General features: G+C 70.4%; 11 protein-coding genes. 2 read left to right on the forward strand and 9 right to left on the reverse strand.

The annotated features are described in order from the left end of the window. Positions 1–75: 75 nt before the first annotated feature. The 5 genes from C8D93_RS01335 to C8D93_RS01355 all read right to left on the reverse strand — a co-directional run bounded on the left by C8D93_RS01335 (position 76) and on the right by C8D93_RS01355 (position 4,723). Positions 76–1,023, reverse strand: a complete 948-nt coding sequence (locus tag C8D93_RS01335) for an NmrA/HSCARG family protein (protein WP_110263362.1) — start codon at positions 1,021–1,023, stop codon at positions 76–78. Positions 1,024–1,040: 17 nt separating this feature from the next. Further along, positions 1,041–1,619, reverse strand: coding sequence for a cytochrome c family protein (locus C8D93_RS01340; RefSeq protein WP_146216477.1), 579 nt, complete (start codon positions 1,617–1,619; stop codon positions 1,041–1,043). After that, positions 1,616–2,626 (reverse strand): hypothetical protein, encoded by a 1,011-nt coding sequence (locus C8D93_RS01345; RefSeq protein WP_110263364.1) that lies wholly within the window; start codon positions 2,624–2,626, stop codon positions 1,616–1,618. The genes C8D93_RS01340 and C8D93_RS01345 overlap by 4 nt, the downstream gene beginning before the upstream one ends. 92 nt (positions 2,627–2,718) lie before the next feature. Continuing rightward, the gene (locus C8D93_RS01350; RefSeq protein WP_170123842.1) at positions 2,719–4,080 is read right to left on the reverse strand and encodes a GAF domain-containing protein; all 1,362 of its coding nucleotides are present in this window, start codon (positions 4,078–4,080) and stop codon (positions 2,719–2,721) included. Positions 4,081–4,180: 100 nt separating this feature from the next. Continuing rightward, positions 4,181–4,723, reverse strand: coding sequence for a hypothetical protein (locus tag C8D93_RS01355; protein WP_110263365.1), 543 nt, complete (start codon positions 4,721–4,723; stop codon positions 4,181–4,183). Positions 4,724–4,870: 147 nt separating this feature from the next. Here C8D93_RS01355 and C8D93_RS01360 point away from each other — a divergent pair, with 147 nt between their 5' ends. Then, positions 4,871–5,659, forward strand: coding sequence for an SDR family NAD(P)-dependent oxidoreductase (locus C8D93_RS01360; RefSeq protein ID WP_110263366.1), 789 nt, complete (start codon positions 4,871–4,873; stop codon positions 5,657–5,659). 174 nt (positions 5,660–5,833) lie between these two features. Beyond that, positions 5,834–8,962: a parallel beta-helix domain-containing protein gene (locus C8D93_RS01365; protein ID WP_245903783.1), complete on the forward strand. Its 3,129-nt coding sequence runs from the start codon at positions 5,834–5,836 to the stop codon at positions 8,960–8,962. A 50-nt stretch (positions 8,963–9,012) separates the two neighbouring features. On the opposite strand, the gene C8D93_RS01370 is transcribed toward C8D93_RS01365, so the two are convergent. The 4 genes from C8D93_RS01370 to C8D93_RS01385 form a co-directional block, all read right to left on the reverse strand. Beyond that, positions 9,013–10,263, reverse strand: a complete 1,251-nt coding sequence (locus C8D93_RS01370) for a D-amino acid dehydrogenase (RefSeq protein ID WP_110263367.1) — start codon at positions 10,261–10,263, stop codon at positions 9,013–9,015. Between the two features lie 265 nt (positions 10,264–10,528). Beyond that, on the reverse strand, positions 10,529–11,317 hold the full coding sequence (locus C8D93_RS01375) for an ion transporter (RefSeq protein ID WP_110263368.1): 789 nt from the start codon (positions 11,315–11,317) through the stop codon (positions 10,529–10,531). Further along, the gene (locus C8D93_RS01380; protein ID WP_110263369.1) at positions 11,314–14,439 is read right to left on the reverse strand and encodes an efflux RND transporter permease subunit; all 3,126 of its coding nucleotides are present in this window, start codon (positions 14,437–14,439) and stop codon (positions 11,314–11,316) included. Before C8D93_RS01380 ends, C8D93_RS01375 begins: the two co-directional genes overlap by 4 nt. 1 nt (position 14,440) lies before the next feature. Further along, on the reverse strand, positions 14,441–15,505 hold the full coding sequence (locus C8D93_RS01385; protein WP_110263370.1) for an efflux RND transporter periplasmic adaptor subunit: 1,065 nt from the start codon (positions 15,503–15,505) through the stop codon (positions 14,441–14,443). Positions 15,506–15,542: the final 37 nt, after the last annotated feature.

Here is a 15,542-nt window from a genome sequence, read left to right on the forward strand (position 1 = left end):
GGAAGCCCGGCGCCGATCCGTCTTCGGCGCCGGGCCAGGGTCAGCGTCTGCGTCAGTCCCTGCGTCGGGCGTCGCTCACGCCGCCAGTGGAATCCGCGGGGCGTGACGGTTCAGCCAGGTCTTGAAGTCCTGCACGCCGGGGTGCAGCTCGCGCGTCTCGGCCACGGAGCGCAGGGCGCGGAACATGCCGTTGAAGTCGTGCTTGTAGGCGAACATGTTGGCGAGGTCCGCCGCGCCGGGGAACGGTAGCGCGGCGTAGGCCTCATGCGGCATGTCGAGGTGGCGCACCGGCTCGCCGAGTACGCCGCTGAGCGCCATGGCCATCTGCGGGCCGCTCAGGTGCTCGCCGGCAATACCGACGTGCCGGCCGAACGCTTTCTCACCGAGCTTGAACAACGCCAGCGCGCAAACGCCGATGTCTTCGGCGGCGATGCCGGGCAGCGCGCGCGTACCCATCGGCAGCAGGAAGCCGAGCCGGCCGTCGCTGCCGCGCGTGGGCGCCATGCCGAAGTGGATGAGGTTGTCCCAGAAGAACGAGGTGTGCAGGTAGGTGGTGGGCAGGCGCGCGAACAGCGCGTCGGCCTCGCCCTTGGCGTCGAAGTGCGGCACCTTCCAGCGGTGTCCGAGCGTGGGGAAGCGGGGGCTGTCCGGCGGAATCAGCAGCCGCGTGTCCTCCAGCGTCGACCACACCACGTGCGAGATGCCGACCCTGCAGGCGGCGTCGGCAATGTTCGCCGCCTGCAGGATTTCGCGCTCCGGCGACTGGTGCGACCAGAAGTCGGTGACCGCGAACAGCGCGTCTGCGCCGGCGAGCGCCGTGCGCAGGCTCTCGACGTCATCCGCGTCGCCGGCGGCGATGTCCGCGCCCAGCGCGCGCAGGCTCTGCGCGGCGGGCGTGTCCGGTCGCCGGGTGATCGCGCGCACGCGAAAGGTCTGTGCCGGGTCGCGCAGGGCGGCGCGGACGAGGCCGCCGCCCTGTGCACCGGTTGCACCGAGTACCGCCAGAACCGGTTGCCTGCTCATGCGCGCGATCTCCACGGTCAGTTCGCGGCGTCGGTCGCGGCGGTCTTCGCCGCCGGCGGCAGCGGTTCCGGCACGCGGTTGCGGATCGGCGGGATCGACTGCAGGTAGGCGTGGATCGCGTCGAGGTCCGCGTCGGTCATGTTGTTGTAGACCGGGTAGGGCATCGGCGGCAGCAGCTCGCGGCCACGGCCGAGATGACGGCCGCTGCGGATCGTGTCGCGGAAGTTCTTCGCGGTCCACTTGCCCATTCCGGTTTCCGGATCGGGCGTCAGGTTCGCCGTGAAGCTCACGCCCCAGGGACCGGCCCAGGCGGTGTTCGTGGCGGAGACGACGGACAGCCACGGACCTTCCGGCAGCGACGGCACCGGCGGCATGGTCAGGTCCTGCGGGTGGCCGGACAGCGCGCGGCTCATGTCGGGGCCGGGGCCGTCCGGGCCCATGATCCACGGCGTGTGGCAGTCGTGGCAGCCAGTCGACTGCACGATGTAGCGACCGCGTTCGACCGGCGTTTCCGCCAGGGCGGCGTGAGCGCTCGTCAGCAGGCCGAGCGCGAGCAGCGTGCGCGACATGCGGGTGGGTGGGAACAGGCGGGTCATGGCATGCCTCCTTGGGCAGTGGGGGAAGATTCGTCGAGCCAGCGCTGGATCAGCGCGAGGCCCTCGGTGTCGACATGCGCGGTGCCGAGCGGCGGCATCTGCGCGCGTGGATCGCGGGTGGCCATGCGCTGCGCGAGCACCTGCAGTCGCGTGTCCGCGGCGAGGTTCTGCGGGCGGTAGCGGTCCGCCGGCGCCACCAGCGAGGCGAGCACGGCGTCGTTGTGCGCCGGGTCGGCGACGCGCTGCGCGAGCAGCAGCCCGGTGGGCACGCCGGCGTCCTGCGCGTTGTCGTGGCAGTGGCCGCAGTTGGCGTGCAGATAGCCCAGTGCCGCGCGCGTCACCGGCGTCGGCGCGTCGATGCGCGGCGCCTTGTCGGCGGGCAGGCCGGTCAGCCGGCCGCTGCGCATCAGCGCATCGAGGTCGGTCGCGACGGGATCGGGCGTCTCCGCGTGCGGTGCCAGCGGGTCGCGGTCGGCGGAGAGCTGCAGCGCCGAGAAGCCGAGCACCGGTACCGCGGCGCCTTCATGACAGACGCGGCAGTCGGCCTGCGACGGGATGCGGTAGTCGCCGTCCTGCGTCGCCACGCGCATGCCGCGCACGGGCGCCAGCTCGGCGTCGGTGCCGTCCTCGCGCCAGACGTAGCTGACGAAACGCCAGCTACCGTCCTCGATGCGGTCGATCATTCGGGTCTCGATCGCGCGGCCGACGGCGAACTGCTTCCAGAGGCGCGTGCCGATCGGGAACACCCAGGCATCCGGGTTGGAGGCGTCGATCGCCGTGCCCGCCGGCAGGCGGATCCAGCGCCGCTTGCTCGCACCGTCCGACCACAGCGGGTACTGCGGCGAGAAGGGGATCACGTCGGCGGCGACCTCGCGACGTGCGATGTCCGCATACAGCCCCGTCTCGCTGAGCAGGCCGGGCGCGTCGTGCAGGCCCGGCGCGGCGACGGCCGGCGCGCACGCGAGCATCAGCATCAGCGGCAGGGTGGGGGGGCGCAGCGCGAACACGGGTGCTCCGGGGCAGGACTGAGGGCACGCAGTCTGCGAAAGGCCCGGAGGGGGTGCTCGTAATTTTTCGCTACGCGAATCCTAAAAGCTTGCTAAGCGGCCATTCCCGGCCGCGGAACATTGATCAGCGTCACAGAACGACGCAGCGTGAGCACGAAGCGACCGCGACCGCAGCGCTCGATGGCGATGTCGCTGCTGCGTTCGGCGAGCCGCCGCGTGAGCAGGATCAGTCGCGCTTCGAGGTTGTCGGCGATGTCCGGCAGGCGCAGGCCGGCGTCGAGTCGCAGTTCGCGGTTGGTGAACTGCGTGCGGCCGGTTTCCTGGTGGTCGCCCAGCAGCTTCCACAGGATGGCGCCGGCCACGCCCTTGATGAGGTAGTCGTCGTCGAGGAACACGCTGTGATCCTCGGCGTAGTGGCGCACCGTCAGCGGCGTGGTGTCGGAGGGCTGCGCGACGACCGGCGGCTCGGCCTCGATGGCGGGCTCCTCGGCATCGCCGAGCAGCAACATCTGCGCGGCGATCTGCGCGGCGAAGGCGACCAGCGCATCCTCGTCGTCGTAGCCGAAGCGCGATTCGTCCGGGCTTTCCAGGTAGATCACGCCGAGCAGCCGCGGCCCGGCGACGATGGGTACGGCGAGCTGGCTGTGCGGATGCGGCAGGCCGGGAAACGGAATCTCGCGCTGCGCGAAGGCCAGCCCCGCTTCGCGCGCGGTTTCGCGCACGGCGCGGTGATAGCTGTACTCCTCGGTGAGGTGCGCGATGCGGATAGGCGTGCGCACCTCGGCGGCGACGCCGATCACGCCGTCGCCGATGGCGATCTCGGAGCCGATGCCGGATTCGGGATAGCCGCGGCTGGCGACGGTGTAGAGCAGGTTGTCGGCGGCGTCGTGCGCCAGGAACATCGCGTGGCGCAGGTCGAAGTCGCTGACCAGTGCCGTGAGGCTGGCGCTGAACAGGGCTTCCAGGTCGGCGCAGGCGGCGATGCGCGTGGTGGCGCTGCGCAGCGCGGCGAGCAGGTTGCGTCGCGGTGCGAGCAGCGGCAACGCCGCGCCGGGCACGGCCTCGATCGACAGCACGCGGTAGATGTCCGCGCCGCGCAGCTTGAAGACGCCGGCCATGCCGGTGTGCGAGGCGATGCCGGCGAGCTTGGCCTTCATGCGCTCGAAGATGCGGCCTTCGCATTCGGTGCGCAGGTACATCAGCGACAGGCGGTAGCAGGCGCCGCTGCGCGGATGCGTGACCTCCACGGTCGCGCGCGGGTTGAGCAGGATGTTCTCGCGGGTCTTGTTGAAGAACTGGAACGACAGCGCGACGTGGTGTTCGTCGACGTACTCGACCTGCGAGGTGTAGGTGACGTTGGGCGTGCCGTCCGGCGCGCAGGTGGCCATGGCGCTGGGCACGCTGCCTTCGAGGCAGTCGCGGATCGCGTCGACGCTCAGCGGTGCGGCGTTCACTGGAGCCCCCTGTGCCGGAACCCGTCGTCACGACTTTGCCGTGAGTCCGAGCGCGCTCCCGCACCTGTTCGCGCTGCGCGCAAAGCACTGTGTCGCGCGCTCATGCGAGGCGCTGTCCGGCATTGGGGCCGGGCGTCTGCGAGTAGATTTCCGTGGGGGTGAAGCGCACCGCCACGAGATCCTCGGGAGCGAAGAACAGCACCGTGCGAACGAAGGCTTCGGTGTAGCCGATGGGTTCGAGTTCGGCGAAGAAGCCGTCGACGAAGGCCTGCGCGAGCGCGATGTCCTGCGGGCCGGGCGCTTCGATCCTGGCGTCGCGTCCCTTGAGCTGGATCGTGCGGTGCGTGCTCGGCTGCGAGTGACAGGTGGTGATCCAGCCGCTGTCGGCGATGTCGCGCAGCACGGTCGCCGCCGGCGTGCGCCGCAGCAGCACGGTGAGGCTGCGACGATCCTCGGAGACACGGCAGGCCACGCCGCGCGACACCGAGGGCACTAGGCGCGCGTCGCGCGAAGCGGCGATGACCGAGACGCCGGGCACCAGAAACGCCGCATGTTCGGGCGCGATGAGGGCCGCCGGCGATGCCGACGCCGCCTTTGGCGCTGACTGCTTGGTGGACTTGCTGGCCTTCGAGTCACGGGCCATGGGTCAACCCCGAACCCATACCGGCACCGGCCGGCGCCGAATCATACCGCCGCGACCGCGTCTGCGGTGAGTCCGGCCGTCGCCGGCGCGCCGGCACCGTTACCATCGCGCCGGGGGAGTGACCTCCGTCGAGCGGAGAGCAGGCAGATGAAGATCGTGCTGATCACCGGCGCGGCCAGCGGTCTGGGATGGGCGCTGGCGCAGGCATTCTTCGCCCGCGGCGATGCCGTGGTGCTGACCGACGTCAACGCCGCGCTGCTTGCCGAGCGTGAAGGGGCGCTGGGCGACCCGGCGCGCGTGGCGGCACGGGCCGGCGATATCACCGACGCGGCGTTCCGGCTTGCGCTGGTCGAGCATGTTCGCGAGCGCTTCGGGCGGCTGGACACGCTGGTCAACAACGCCGGCATCACCCACCGCTCGCTGGTGACGGCGACCGACCCGGCGGTGTTCGACAAGGTCATGGCGGTGGACTGGCAGGCGCCGGTGCACCTCACCTGCGCCGCGCTGCCGCTGTTGACGGAGGCGCGTGGCTGCATCGTCAACGTCGGCTCGATGGCCGGCTGGATGCCGGTGCTCGGGCGCGCGGCCTACTGCGCCGCCAAGGGCGCGCTGACGCAGTTCTTCGAAGTCCTGCGATGCGAGGTGCAGGACCGCGGCATCCACGTGCTCAACGTCTATCCGTCGTTCCTGGACACGCCGATCGAGCACAACGCGCTCGGCGGCGACGGCCGACCGGCACAACACCGGCGTTCCATGGTCGGGCAGATGCGCAGCGCCGGGTGGATGGCCGGGCTGATCGTCGATGCCGAAGCACGTCGGCGACCGTGGCTGTTCCCCGACCGGCTGTCGTGGTTCGGCAGCGTGCTGTGGCGGCTGTGGCCGTCGCGTTACCTGGCGATCATGCGCCGGCGCTTCGCCGTCGAGCTGGCGCAGTAAGGCGGCTTGCGAACGCCCGGCTGCGAAGAATTATCGTTTGTGATCAGGCGGCTAGGCGGTCGGCAGGTCATTTCTCCTAGTGCTGGCCGGGGCGCCGAACGACTACCATTGCGTTTCATATCGGTTGCGGGGCTGTTGCAGCGACGCGCAGCCATAGCCGTCAAGGGGAGTGTGATGCAGAGCAAAGCGATGTTGTCGCGGGGGCCGGCCGGCTGGGTATCGGCGCTGGCCATGGTCCTGACGCTGGCCGCCTGCGGCGGCGGTTCGTCCTCGGATGCACCGGGCCCGGGGCCCGGTCCCGGACCCACTCCCGGTCCGGAGCCCGGCGAAGGGCGCACCTTCGTGATCGAGCCGAACGCGGACGCGACCACGGACATGATCGCGGCGATGATCCAGGCGCTGCCGGGCGACGTCATCGAGTTCGGCTGCGGCTACTTCGAACTGAGCTCCGCGCTGCAGCTCACCAACACCGAGGACGTCACCATCCGCGGCTGCGGTCGCGACGCCACGGTGCTGTCGTTCAAGACCAGCAACACGCCGGAGGGCATCCTCGCGGTCAACGTCCACGGACTGTGGATCGAGGACCTGACGGTGCTCGACACCGGCGGCAACGGCATCGAGCTGCGCGGCGTGGATCACGCGCGCCTGCAGCGCGTGCGCGCCATCTGGTCGTCCGGCGGCGGTCGCGAGAGCGCCACGCCGATCACGGCCGACAACGCCTTCGCCAACGACGCGGCGCTGCTCAACGTGGCCTGCACCGACCCGGCGACGCTCAACCCGGACGCGCCGGAGAACCAGCTCCCCGGACTGGACACGACCTCGCCGGACTACACGGTGAGCCCGAAGTCGGGCCGCTACGGCATCTACCCGGTGGCGTCGGAGAACATCCTCGTCGACGACGCCGAGTCGGTCGGTGCGTCGGATGCCGGCATCTATGTCGGCCAGACCAACAACGCCATCATCCGCAACAGCCGCGCCGCCTATAACGTCTTCGGCTTCGAGATCGAGAACGTGCGCGGCGGCGAGTACGCGAACAATCTGGCCGAATGCAACACGGGCGGCTTCCTGATCTACGATCTCGACGGCCTGCGCCAGTACGGCGACCGCTCGCGCATGTACGGCAACACCGCGCGCAACAACAACACCTACAACTTCACCTCGGGCGGCATCGTCGGCAGCGTGCCGCCGGGCAGCGGCATGATCACGCTGTCCTACGACCGCATCGAGATCTTCGACAACCTCTTCGAGAACAACAACACCGCCGGCATCATCCACGCCAGCTACGAGCTGTTCCCCGAAGGTGCGGGACGGCCGGTCGAGAAGCGCATCGACTGGTACACCGAAGGGCTGTACATCCACGGCAACCGCTTCGTGAACAACGGCAACGGCCTGCCGCGGCCGACGACGACCGACCTGGCCAACGGCGAGGTCGCGCGCGTGCTGCCGGCGCTGGTCGGCCTGAAGAACGCGGCCGCATGCCTCAACCCGCTGAACCTGACGACCTGCCTGTCGGCGGCCGCGGGCGGCGGGCTTGGGCTGCAGACGCTCGGCTACCGCGGTGCGCACATCATCTGGGACGGCCTGCTCGACAGCTACGACGCCGACTGCCCGTATCCGGTCGACGCCAACGGCAATCCCGTGCCGAAGGACGAGCGCGGCAAGCCGCTGCACACCAACGACCATCCGAATCCGTCCTGCCACTACAACGCCTACAAGTTCAACACCGCTGCGCCGGATGCGCCGCGCATCGTTCCCGACTGGTTCGCGTCGTGCATCGATGCCGACAACGACTTCAGCGACGACAGCCTGAAGTTCGCACGCTTCAACGGCACCAAGGGCTTGGAAGTGGTGATCGCGGCGGCGACGGCGGACCTCGCGTCTGGCGGCGAGGCGCTGGTGCAGATTCTCAGCGGCCTGGCGGCGACCGACCTGTTCAACTTCGCGTCGAGCTTCGACACCTCCGCGCACGAGTGCCCGACGGCCTACGGTCGCAACCTGCAGCCGTTGCCGGCCGTCGTGATCCCGCCGTTCGAGCGCAGCGGCAACTTCGACCCCGCGCCCAGCGAGGAAGAAGTGCGCGCCCTGTGCGAGGCGGCCGTGGCCGACGGTGCGGCGAACTTCGCCGCCGCGGCGGTGAACTGCCCGACGCTGGACCAGTACGCGCTGTTCGCCGATCCGGAGGACCCGACCAGCGCCCCGCGCGGCAACGGCGTGCCCTTCGTGCTCAACACCAAGCTGTTCTCGGATTACGCGGTGAAGTACCGCGTGGCCTACCTGCCGCCCGGCGCCAAGGCGACCTACCGCGACGGCATCACCGACGGCGTCAACGCGACGATCAGCTTCCCGGTCGGCACGATCATCGCCAAGACCTTTGCGTTCGCCGACGACGAGGCGGGCACCGAGGTGCCGGTCGAAACCCGCCTGCTGATCAAGCGTCGCAGCTCGCGCGGCCTCGAACGCTGGGACGGCGTGCCGTACATCTGGACCACCGAGAACGACGGTCGCCGCGTCGCCCGGCTGGCGATGGGCGGCGGCACGCGGGCCGTGTCGTGGCAGTACACCGACCTCGATTCCGGCGCCCTGCACTCGGGCAGCACCGCGGGCTACCAGATCCCGCATGCCAACCAGTGCCTGAGCTGCCACGCCAACGAGGACGCCGATACCGGCTCTGCGCCGATCGGTCCGCGCATCCGCAATCTCAACCGGCGCTACGCCTCCGAAACGCTGCGCAGCACCGGGCAGTCGATGCACGAGGTGAAGGGCCGCAACCAGATTGCCTACTGGTGCGAGAGCGGCCGGCTCGCCGGCTGCCCGTCCGACCTGGGCGTGGACCCGCAGACCGGGATCGCGACCAAGCTCGAAAGACTGCCGGTGTTCAACAAGCCGGGTGACGCGGGATACCCGGCCGGCAGTGGCGAGGACATCGAGGCACGCGCCCGCGCGTATCTCGAGGTGAACTGCCAGTACTGCCACAACCCGCGCGGTTTCGCGGGCAGCACCGGCCTGTACCTCGACGTGTTCCGTGCGGTGAACGAGAGCTACGGCATCTGCAAGCGGCCGACGGCGACGGGCCAGGAAGGCAACGGCGGCCGGACCTACGACATCCACCCGGGCAATGTCGGCGATTCCATCCTGCCGTTCCGCATCGGGCCGGATGCGACGACGCCGGCGGCGCGCATGCCGCCGATCGCCCGCAGCGTCTCCCACGCCGAAGGCCATGCGCTGATCGAGCAGTGGATCCGCGAGGTCGTCGTCAAGGACGAATCCCGCTACCCGGGTTCGACGAGCTGCACCGGCGACTGAGGCATCGCTGACGGGCGGGGGCGGGCGCGAGCCCGCCCCCGCTTCGTCGTTCAGGCGCGGAACGGGAAGTCGATCTCGGGCCGGCGGCCGCAGACGATGTCGGCGAGTGCACGCCCGGACCCGCAGGCATGCGTCCAGCCCAGCGTGCCGTGGCCCGTGTCCAGGTACAGGTTGGGGTAGGGCGTGCGACCGATGCAGGGCAGGTTCGACGGCGTCGACGGGCGCAGGCCGCACCAGTAGCGCGCCTGGCTGACATCGCCCGCGCCGGGGAACAGCGCCTCGGTACGGCGCAGCAGCAGTTCGCAGCGTGCCGGGTCGAGCTGCAGGTCGACGTTGCCGAGTTCGGCCATGCCGGCGATGCGCAGGCGCTCGCCCAGGCGCGAGAACACCAGGCGATGTTCGTCGTCGGTCAGCGAGACCTCGAAGGCGCGTGCCGGGTCACGCACCGGCATCGTCAGCGAATAGCCCTTCGCGGCCTGGATCGGCAGCCGCAGGTCGAGCGGTCGCGCCAGTGCCGCGCTGTGACTGCCGAGCGCGAGCACCCAGGCGTCGGCCTGCAGCGCCGGTGCGCCTGCCGCATCGTCGAGGCGCACGCCGCGGATCGATCCGTCGGCCGTCTCGAATCCGTGGATGTGCCGGTTCAGCAGGAAGCGCACGCCGCGCTCGCGGCAACGGGCCGCCAGTTGCTGCGTGAACGCATGGGCGTCGCCGGACTCGTCGTCGGCGGTGTAGGTGGCGCCGACGATGCGTGCGGCGCTGGCGCGCAGTGCCGGCTCGACGGCCAGAGCGGCCTCGGTGTCGAGCACCGTGCGCTCGCAGCCGAACTCGCGCATCAGCGAGGCGGCGCGCCGGGCGGCGCGAAACTCGTCGGCGTCGGTGTAGACGTGCAGGATGCCGCGCGTGCGCTGGTCGTACTGCAGTCCGAGGCCGGTGCGCAGCGCCTGCAGTTGCGCGCGGCTGTACAGGCCGAGCGTGACCAGGTGCCGCACGTTGTCGCGCACCCGTGCCGGCCGGCACTCGCCGACGAAGGCCAGCAGCCAGCGCCACAGCGCCGGGTCCGGCGTCGGCGACAGGCGCAGCGGGGAATCGCGATCGGCGAGCCACGACGGCAGCTTGCGCAGCGCACGCGGCGTCGCCCAGGGCTCGGCATGGCTGACGGAGATCTGCCCGCCGTTGGCGAAGCTGGTTTCGGCGGCAACCGCATCGTTGCGGTCGACGACCGTCACCTCGCAGCCCGCTTCGCGCAGATACCAGGCGGCCGTCACGCCGACGACGCCGGCGCCCAGCACCGCTACGTGCATCGGCGGCTCCGGCGTGCGCGGGGCAGGCTGTGGTCGGCGGCAGGCATGCGGCGCGCAGTGTAGCGGCGTCGCGTCGATAGCGGCGCCCTATTGCCGGGCTGCAAACAAATCATTTCACCTGCAGGCGGGCGCGGCGTAGCCTTGCGTCACCGATGCGGAATTGCCCCTCCCCGATCCGCATCGCAGCCGGGTTCCCCCGCACCCGGCGCTCCCCGGATGACGGGCGATTCGTCGCCCGTCATCCCCCTCACTCCGGTGCCTGCCCTCAGACGGGTTCCTGCGCGGCCTTCTTGCGGCGCTCCGCCTCGAGTTCGGCGCCGTGCTGGAGTACCGCACCGCGCAGCTGCATGAGGTTCTCGCGCAGCATGTCGGCGACCAGTTCATCGGTGCGCGGGTCGCGCAGCACCTCGAGCACGACACGGAAGCCCGCACGGGTCACCGACTGCACGATGTCGTCGTAGAACGGCAGCCGCGACAGGCGCCCCGCCTGCGGGTCCTCACGCAGCTTCTCGGCCAGCATCGCCTCGATCTCGCGCTCGTTCTCGAGCAGGGCACGGGCGATGTTCTGCGTGTAGTGCCCCTTGGACATCACCGCCGCCACTTCTCCGAGCACGCCGGCGGTGATCGGCGCCTTGATCGCGTCGACGATCGCGCTGCTGAAGCGGTTGACGAGGCGGTAGAAGAATTCGTCGCCGAACGCGCGGTCGGCGGCGCGGCCGAAGCGCGACAGCAGCACGAGGATGCGCAGGATGCGGAACAGGCGGAATCCGCGCAGCGCGGGTTCCGAGAGCGGGATCATGCCGATGATCTCGTACCAGTTGCGCCCGAGGTAACCCCAGGCCCAGCCGTTGCGGCGCCAGCGCCATGCGAACTCGACGGCGAAGATCGCGCAGATCGCGATGTCGGTGCGGATGATCCAGCGCGTGGTCTCGGCGGGTAGCTCCCAGAACGTCTCCCAGCACAGCAGCGCGATCGACAGGATCGCGAGCACCAGCATGATCCAGTCGAGCGCGCCGATGCGGCGCTGTTCGGTGGGCGGGACGATGGCACTCATGCCGGCGCGCCTGCCGGTTGGGGCCCACGCAGCCGCAGCAGGGTGGTCAGCAGCACCGGCAGGAAGCTCAGCGTCAGCAGGGTCGCGAACACCAGGCCGGAGAGCACGATCACGCCCAGGCCGCGATACAGCTCGGTGCCGGCGCCGGGAATGAGCACCAGCGGGCCGAGTCCGAAGACCGTGGTCACCGTGGTCATCAGGATCGGTCGCAGGCGCGAATCGAGGGCGTCCAGCACCGCCTGCTCGACCGATGCCGCGCCCGCGCGCAGGTTGTGACGCGCCTGGTCGACGATGAGGATCGGGTTGTTGACGACGGTGCCGAGCACGATCAGGAAGCCGAGCATCGTGATCATGTCGAACGGCTGGCGGATCGCCAGGTTCAACAGGGCCAGCCCGACGATGCCGCCGGCGATGCCCAGCGGCACGGTGGTCATGATCACCAGCGGATACCCCCAGTGCGTGAAGATCGCGACCAGCAGAAAGTAGCAAAGCAGCAGCGCGATGAGGAAGTTGCCGGCGAGCGCCTCGCGCGTCGCGTCGAGCTGGTCGCTGGCACCGGAGATGTCCATCAGCACGCCCTGCGGGATCGCGCCCTCGGCGATCAGGGCATCGACGACCTCGGTCTGCACGCGGCCGACGGCGGTTTCCAGCGCGATGCTGCGCGGCGGAATGACGTTGAGCGTCACCGTGCGCCGGCCGTTGACGCGGCGCAGCTCGTCGGTGTCGACGGTCTCGACCAGTTCGGCCACCGCCGACAGCGGCACCACGACGCCGGTGGGCGTGTGCAGTGGCAGGTCGGGCAGGTTGGCGAGCGTCTGCGCGAAGCCGGCGTCGCTGAACAGGTAGATGTCGACCTTGCTGTCGTCGACGAAGAACTCGTCGACGAAGGCGCCGTCGGACAACGCGGCGACGGTGAAGCCGAGCGCCGACGCATCCAGCCCGGTTTCGGCGACCCGCGCCCAGTCGGGACGGATCTCGATCAGCGGCTGTCCCAGCGACAGCGACGGCGGGTCCGAACCGATCTGCGGATCGCCGAGCACTTCGCGGGCCCGCGCATAGACCGCCTGGGCGGCGGTGAGGATCTCGGCCAGGTCTGCGCCCGAGATGTCGACGTTGACGCTGCGCGTGCCGCCGTCGTTGCTGGAGATGATCGAACCGCGCGCGGCGAAGGCGCGCATGCCCGGGTAGGTCTGGTAGCGGCGGGTCAGCGCGCGCATCAGGGCGTCGATGTCGGCAGGGTCGACGGTCTCGGCGATGATGCGCAGGTTCTGCGGCGCGACACGCATGTTCAGGTAGGCCAGCGGCGGCACGTCGGTCTCGCCGCGCGCGTAGGCGTCGCGATCGGCCTCGACGTGCGGCAGCAGTTCGTCCTGCAGCGCCTGGGCGATCGCCGTCATCTCGGTGAGGTTGTAGCCCGGCGGCGCGATCATGCTGGCGAAGGTCTTCGGTTCCTCGCCTTCGGGCAGGTACTCCGCCGGCGGCGTCAGCGCGATCAGCGCGGCCGCGGTGACGGCGACGATCGCGGCGAGGTAACCCCAGCGGCGCGACGGCGTGGCCACGAGCCAGCCGGCGATGGACAGCGTCAGCTTGCGGAAGCCGCGCGGGGCCTGCGTCGCGCCGACGCCGTTGCCGTCGCCGGCGAAGCCCATGCGCAGGCTCGCCGCCGGAATCAGCGTGATTGCGACCAGCATCGACGCGAGGATCGACGCCGAGATCGCGATGGCGACGTCGGAGTAGAGCTGGCCGGCCTCCTGCTCGATGAACAGCACCGGCATGAACACGATGACCGTGGTCAGCGTCGAGGCCAGAACCGCGGGCCATACACGGCGTACGGCCGCTGCCGCCGCCGCAAGACGGCTGGCGCCGCGGCTGCGTTCGCGCTCGATCGCTTCGAGCACGACGATGGTGTTGTCCAGCGTCATGCCGATGGCGAAGGCGACGCCGGCCATCGAGATCACGTTGATCGTGCGGCCGGCCAGCAGCAGGCCGAGGAAGGCGGCGATGGTGCAGATCGGGATGCCGATGGCGCCGACGCCGGTCGCCGCGGCCGAGCGCAGGAAAAGGAACATGACGCCGATCGCCAGCGTCGCGCCGATCGCCAGATTGCGGAAGACGTTGCTCACCGACTCCTCGACGTAGCGGACGTCGTCGCTGATCAGCGCCATCGTCATGCCGGCCGGACCCAGCACGGTCTCGTTGATCTCGTCGATGACCGGCAGCATGCCGCGCTTGATCGAGATCACGTTGGAGCCGTCGAGCCGGTTCACGGCGAGGCTGATCGCGTTCTCGCCGTCGACCATCGCGCGTTCGCGCAGCTCGAAGTGGTCGAGCCGCACCGTGGCCACGTCGCGCAGGCGGATCAGTGTGCCGTTGCGCGCGGCGACGACGAGGTTCTCGATGTCGGCCAGCGTCTCGAAGCGTCCGACGGTGCGCACGAGGTAGCGCCGCTTGCCGGCATCGAGGTCGCCGCCGGAGGCATCGCGGTTGCGTGCGCGGATGGTGTCGCGCAGTCCGGGCAGGGTCAGGCCGCGCTCGGCGAGCGCGCCGGGGTCGACCTCGATCTGCACCTGGCGCTCGGCACCGCCGCCGATGCGCACCTGCGACACGCCGGGGACGCGCTCCATGCGCACGCGCACGTTGTCGTCGACGAAGTCGCGCATCAGGTTCATGTCGAGGCCGAGCGGGTTGCCCGGCAGCGGCGTGACGCGGAAGTACATGAACGAGTTCTGCGAGAACGAACTCGCGGTCACGCGCGGCTCGTCGACGTTCTCCGGGTACGCCGGCACCTGCGACAGCGCGTTGTTGACGTCGAGCAGGGCCTGGGTGATGTCGATGCCGAAAGGGAACTCCAGTTCGACATCGGCGGCGCCGGTCGAGGCGTAGGAGACCAGGCGCTGGAGGCCGGGAATCGCGCGCAGGTAGGTTTCCTGCTCGATCAGGATCTCCTTCTCGACGTCCTGCGGTGTGGCGCCGGGCCAGCGGGTCTGGACCGAGATCGTGCGGACGTCGAGGTCCGGGATCATCTGCACCGGCACGCGCAGGACCGCGGCCAGTCCGAGCACGCAGACGACCAGGGTGGCGACGGCGAGCAGCGTGCCGCGCTGCAGGACGTTCTCGACCATCTCAGCCGCCCCGTTCCATCTGCAGCGGCTGGTTCTCGCGCAGACCCTCGTTGCCGCGCACGATCACCCGGGCAGTGTCGTCCAGGCCGCTGATGACGACGAGCTGCTCGCCGCGGGCGCCGCCGAGTTCGACGCGCCGCTCGCGCGCGAGCGACTGACCGTCGGCGTCCTCGGCAATCCAGACCGTGGTCGTGCCGTCGGGGTAGCGGCGGACCGCGTCGCGCGGCACCAGCAGCACCGGCGTCGGCGCGCCGACTTCGAAACGCACGCGGGCGGACATGCCCGGCGCGATCAGGCCCTCGTCGTTGTCCACCAGCACGCGGGCCAGGAAGGTGCGCGTCGACGGATCGGCCACCGGGACGCTGGCGCCGAGGCGCGCGTCGAAGCGGCGGTCGGGCAGGGCATCGAGGCGCACCTCGATGCGGGTCCGCTCGTCGAGACTGCCGAGCTGGCGCTGCGGCATCCGCACGTCGATGCGCAGCGGGTCGGTCGCGACCAGTTGCAGCACCGGCGTGCCGGTGGCCACCCACTCGCCCTCGTCGCTGAAGCGTCGCGTGACCACGCCGTCGAACGGGGCGACGACGCGGTGACGCGCCAGCAGCTCGGCCTGTTCGTCGCGCTCGGCCTGCAGACGCGCCAGCGCGGCCTGCGCCGCCGCGTACTCGGCCTCGCGGGTGAGGAACTGCGAGCGCGGAATGCTGCCGTCAGCCGACAGGCGCTCGCCTTCCTCGCGCAGCCGGCGACTCTCGTCGAGCAGCGCACGACCCTCGGCCAGTGCGGCATCGGCGCGGCGCAGCGCCAGTGCGGCGAGGCGGTCGTCGAACTCGATCAGCGTGTCGCCCTTGCTCACGCGGTCGCCGGCGTCCACGCGCACCCGCTGCACGAGGCCGCTGACGCGCGGCGACAGGTCGGCGTCGCGTTCGGCGGTGACACTGCCGGTGAGGTTGAGCGTTTCGGCAACGCTGCTGCGCTGCGGAGCCTCGACACGGACCAGCGCCGTGCCCTGCGCAGCCGCCAGGCCGGCGAACAGCAGGGCCGGCAGGCCCATCCATGGCAGATGTCTCATGAGTCGGATTTTCTTGGGCAATCGTGAATGGAGCGCC

The sequence above is a fragment of the Sinimarinibacterium flocculans genome (assembly GCF_003201205.1).
Taxonomy (GTDB): Bacteria; Pseudomonadota; Gammaproteobacteria; order Nevskiales; family Nevskiaceae; genus Solimonas; species Solimonas flocculans.

Excerpts from the sequence above, each read along its gene's own strand:
- C8D93_RS01335 (WP_110263362.1), bottom strand. The coding sequence starts at position 1,023 with ATGAGCAGGCAACCGGTTCTGGCGGTACTCGGTGCAACCGGTGCACAG.
- C8D93_RS01355 (WP_110263365.1), bottom strand. The coding sequence starts at position 4,723 with ATGGCCCGTGACTCGAAGGCCAGCAAGTCCACCAAGCAGTCAGCGCCA.
- C8D93_RS01385 (WP_110263370.1), bottom strand. The coding sequence starts at position 15,505 with ATGAGACATCTGCCATGGATGGGCCTGCCGGCCCTGCTGTTCGCCGGC.
- C8D93_RS01375 (WP_110263368.1), bottom strand. The coding sequence starts at position 11,317 with ATGAGTGCCATCGTCCCGCCCACCGAACAGCGCCGCATCGGCGCGCTC.
- C8D93_RS01370 (WP_110263367.1), bottom strand. The coding sequence starts at position 10,263 with ATGCACGTAGCGGTGCTGGGCGCCGGCGTCGTCGGCGTGACGGCCGCC.
- C8D93_RS01365 (WP_245903783.1), top strand. The coding sequence starts at position 5,834 with ATGCAGAGCAAAGCGATGTTGTCGCGGGGGCCGGCCGGCTGGGTATCG.
- C8D93_RS01380 (WP_110263369.1), bottom strand. The coding sequence starts at position 14,439 with ATGGTCGAGAACGTCCTGCAGCGCGGCACGCTGCTCGCCGTCGCCACC.
- C8D93_RS01360 (WP_110263366.1), top strand. The coding sequence starts at position 4,871 with ATGAAGATCGTGCTGATCACCGGCGCGGCCAGCGGTCTGGGATGGGCG.
- C8D93_RS01340 (WP_146216477.1), bottom strand. The coding sequence starts at position 1,619 with ATGACCCGCCTGTTCCCACCCACCCGCATGTCGCGCACGCTGCTCGCG.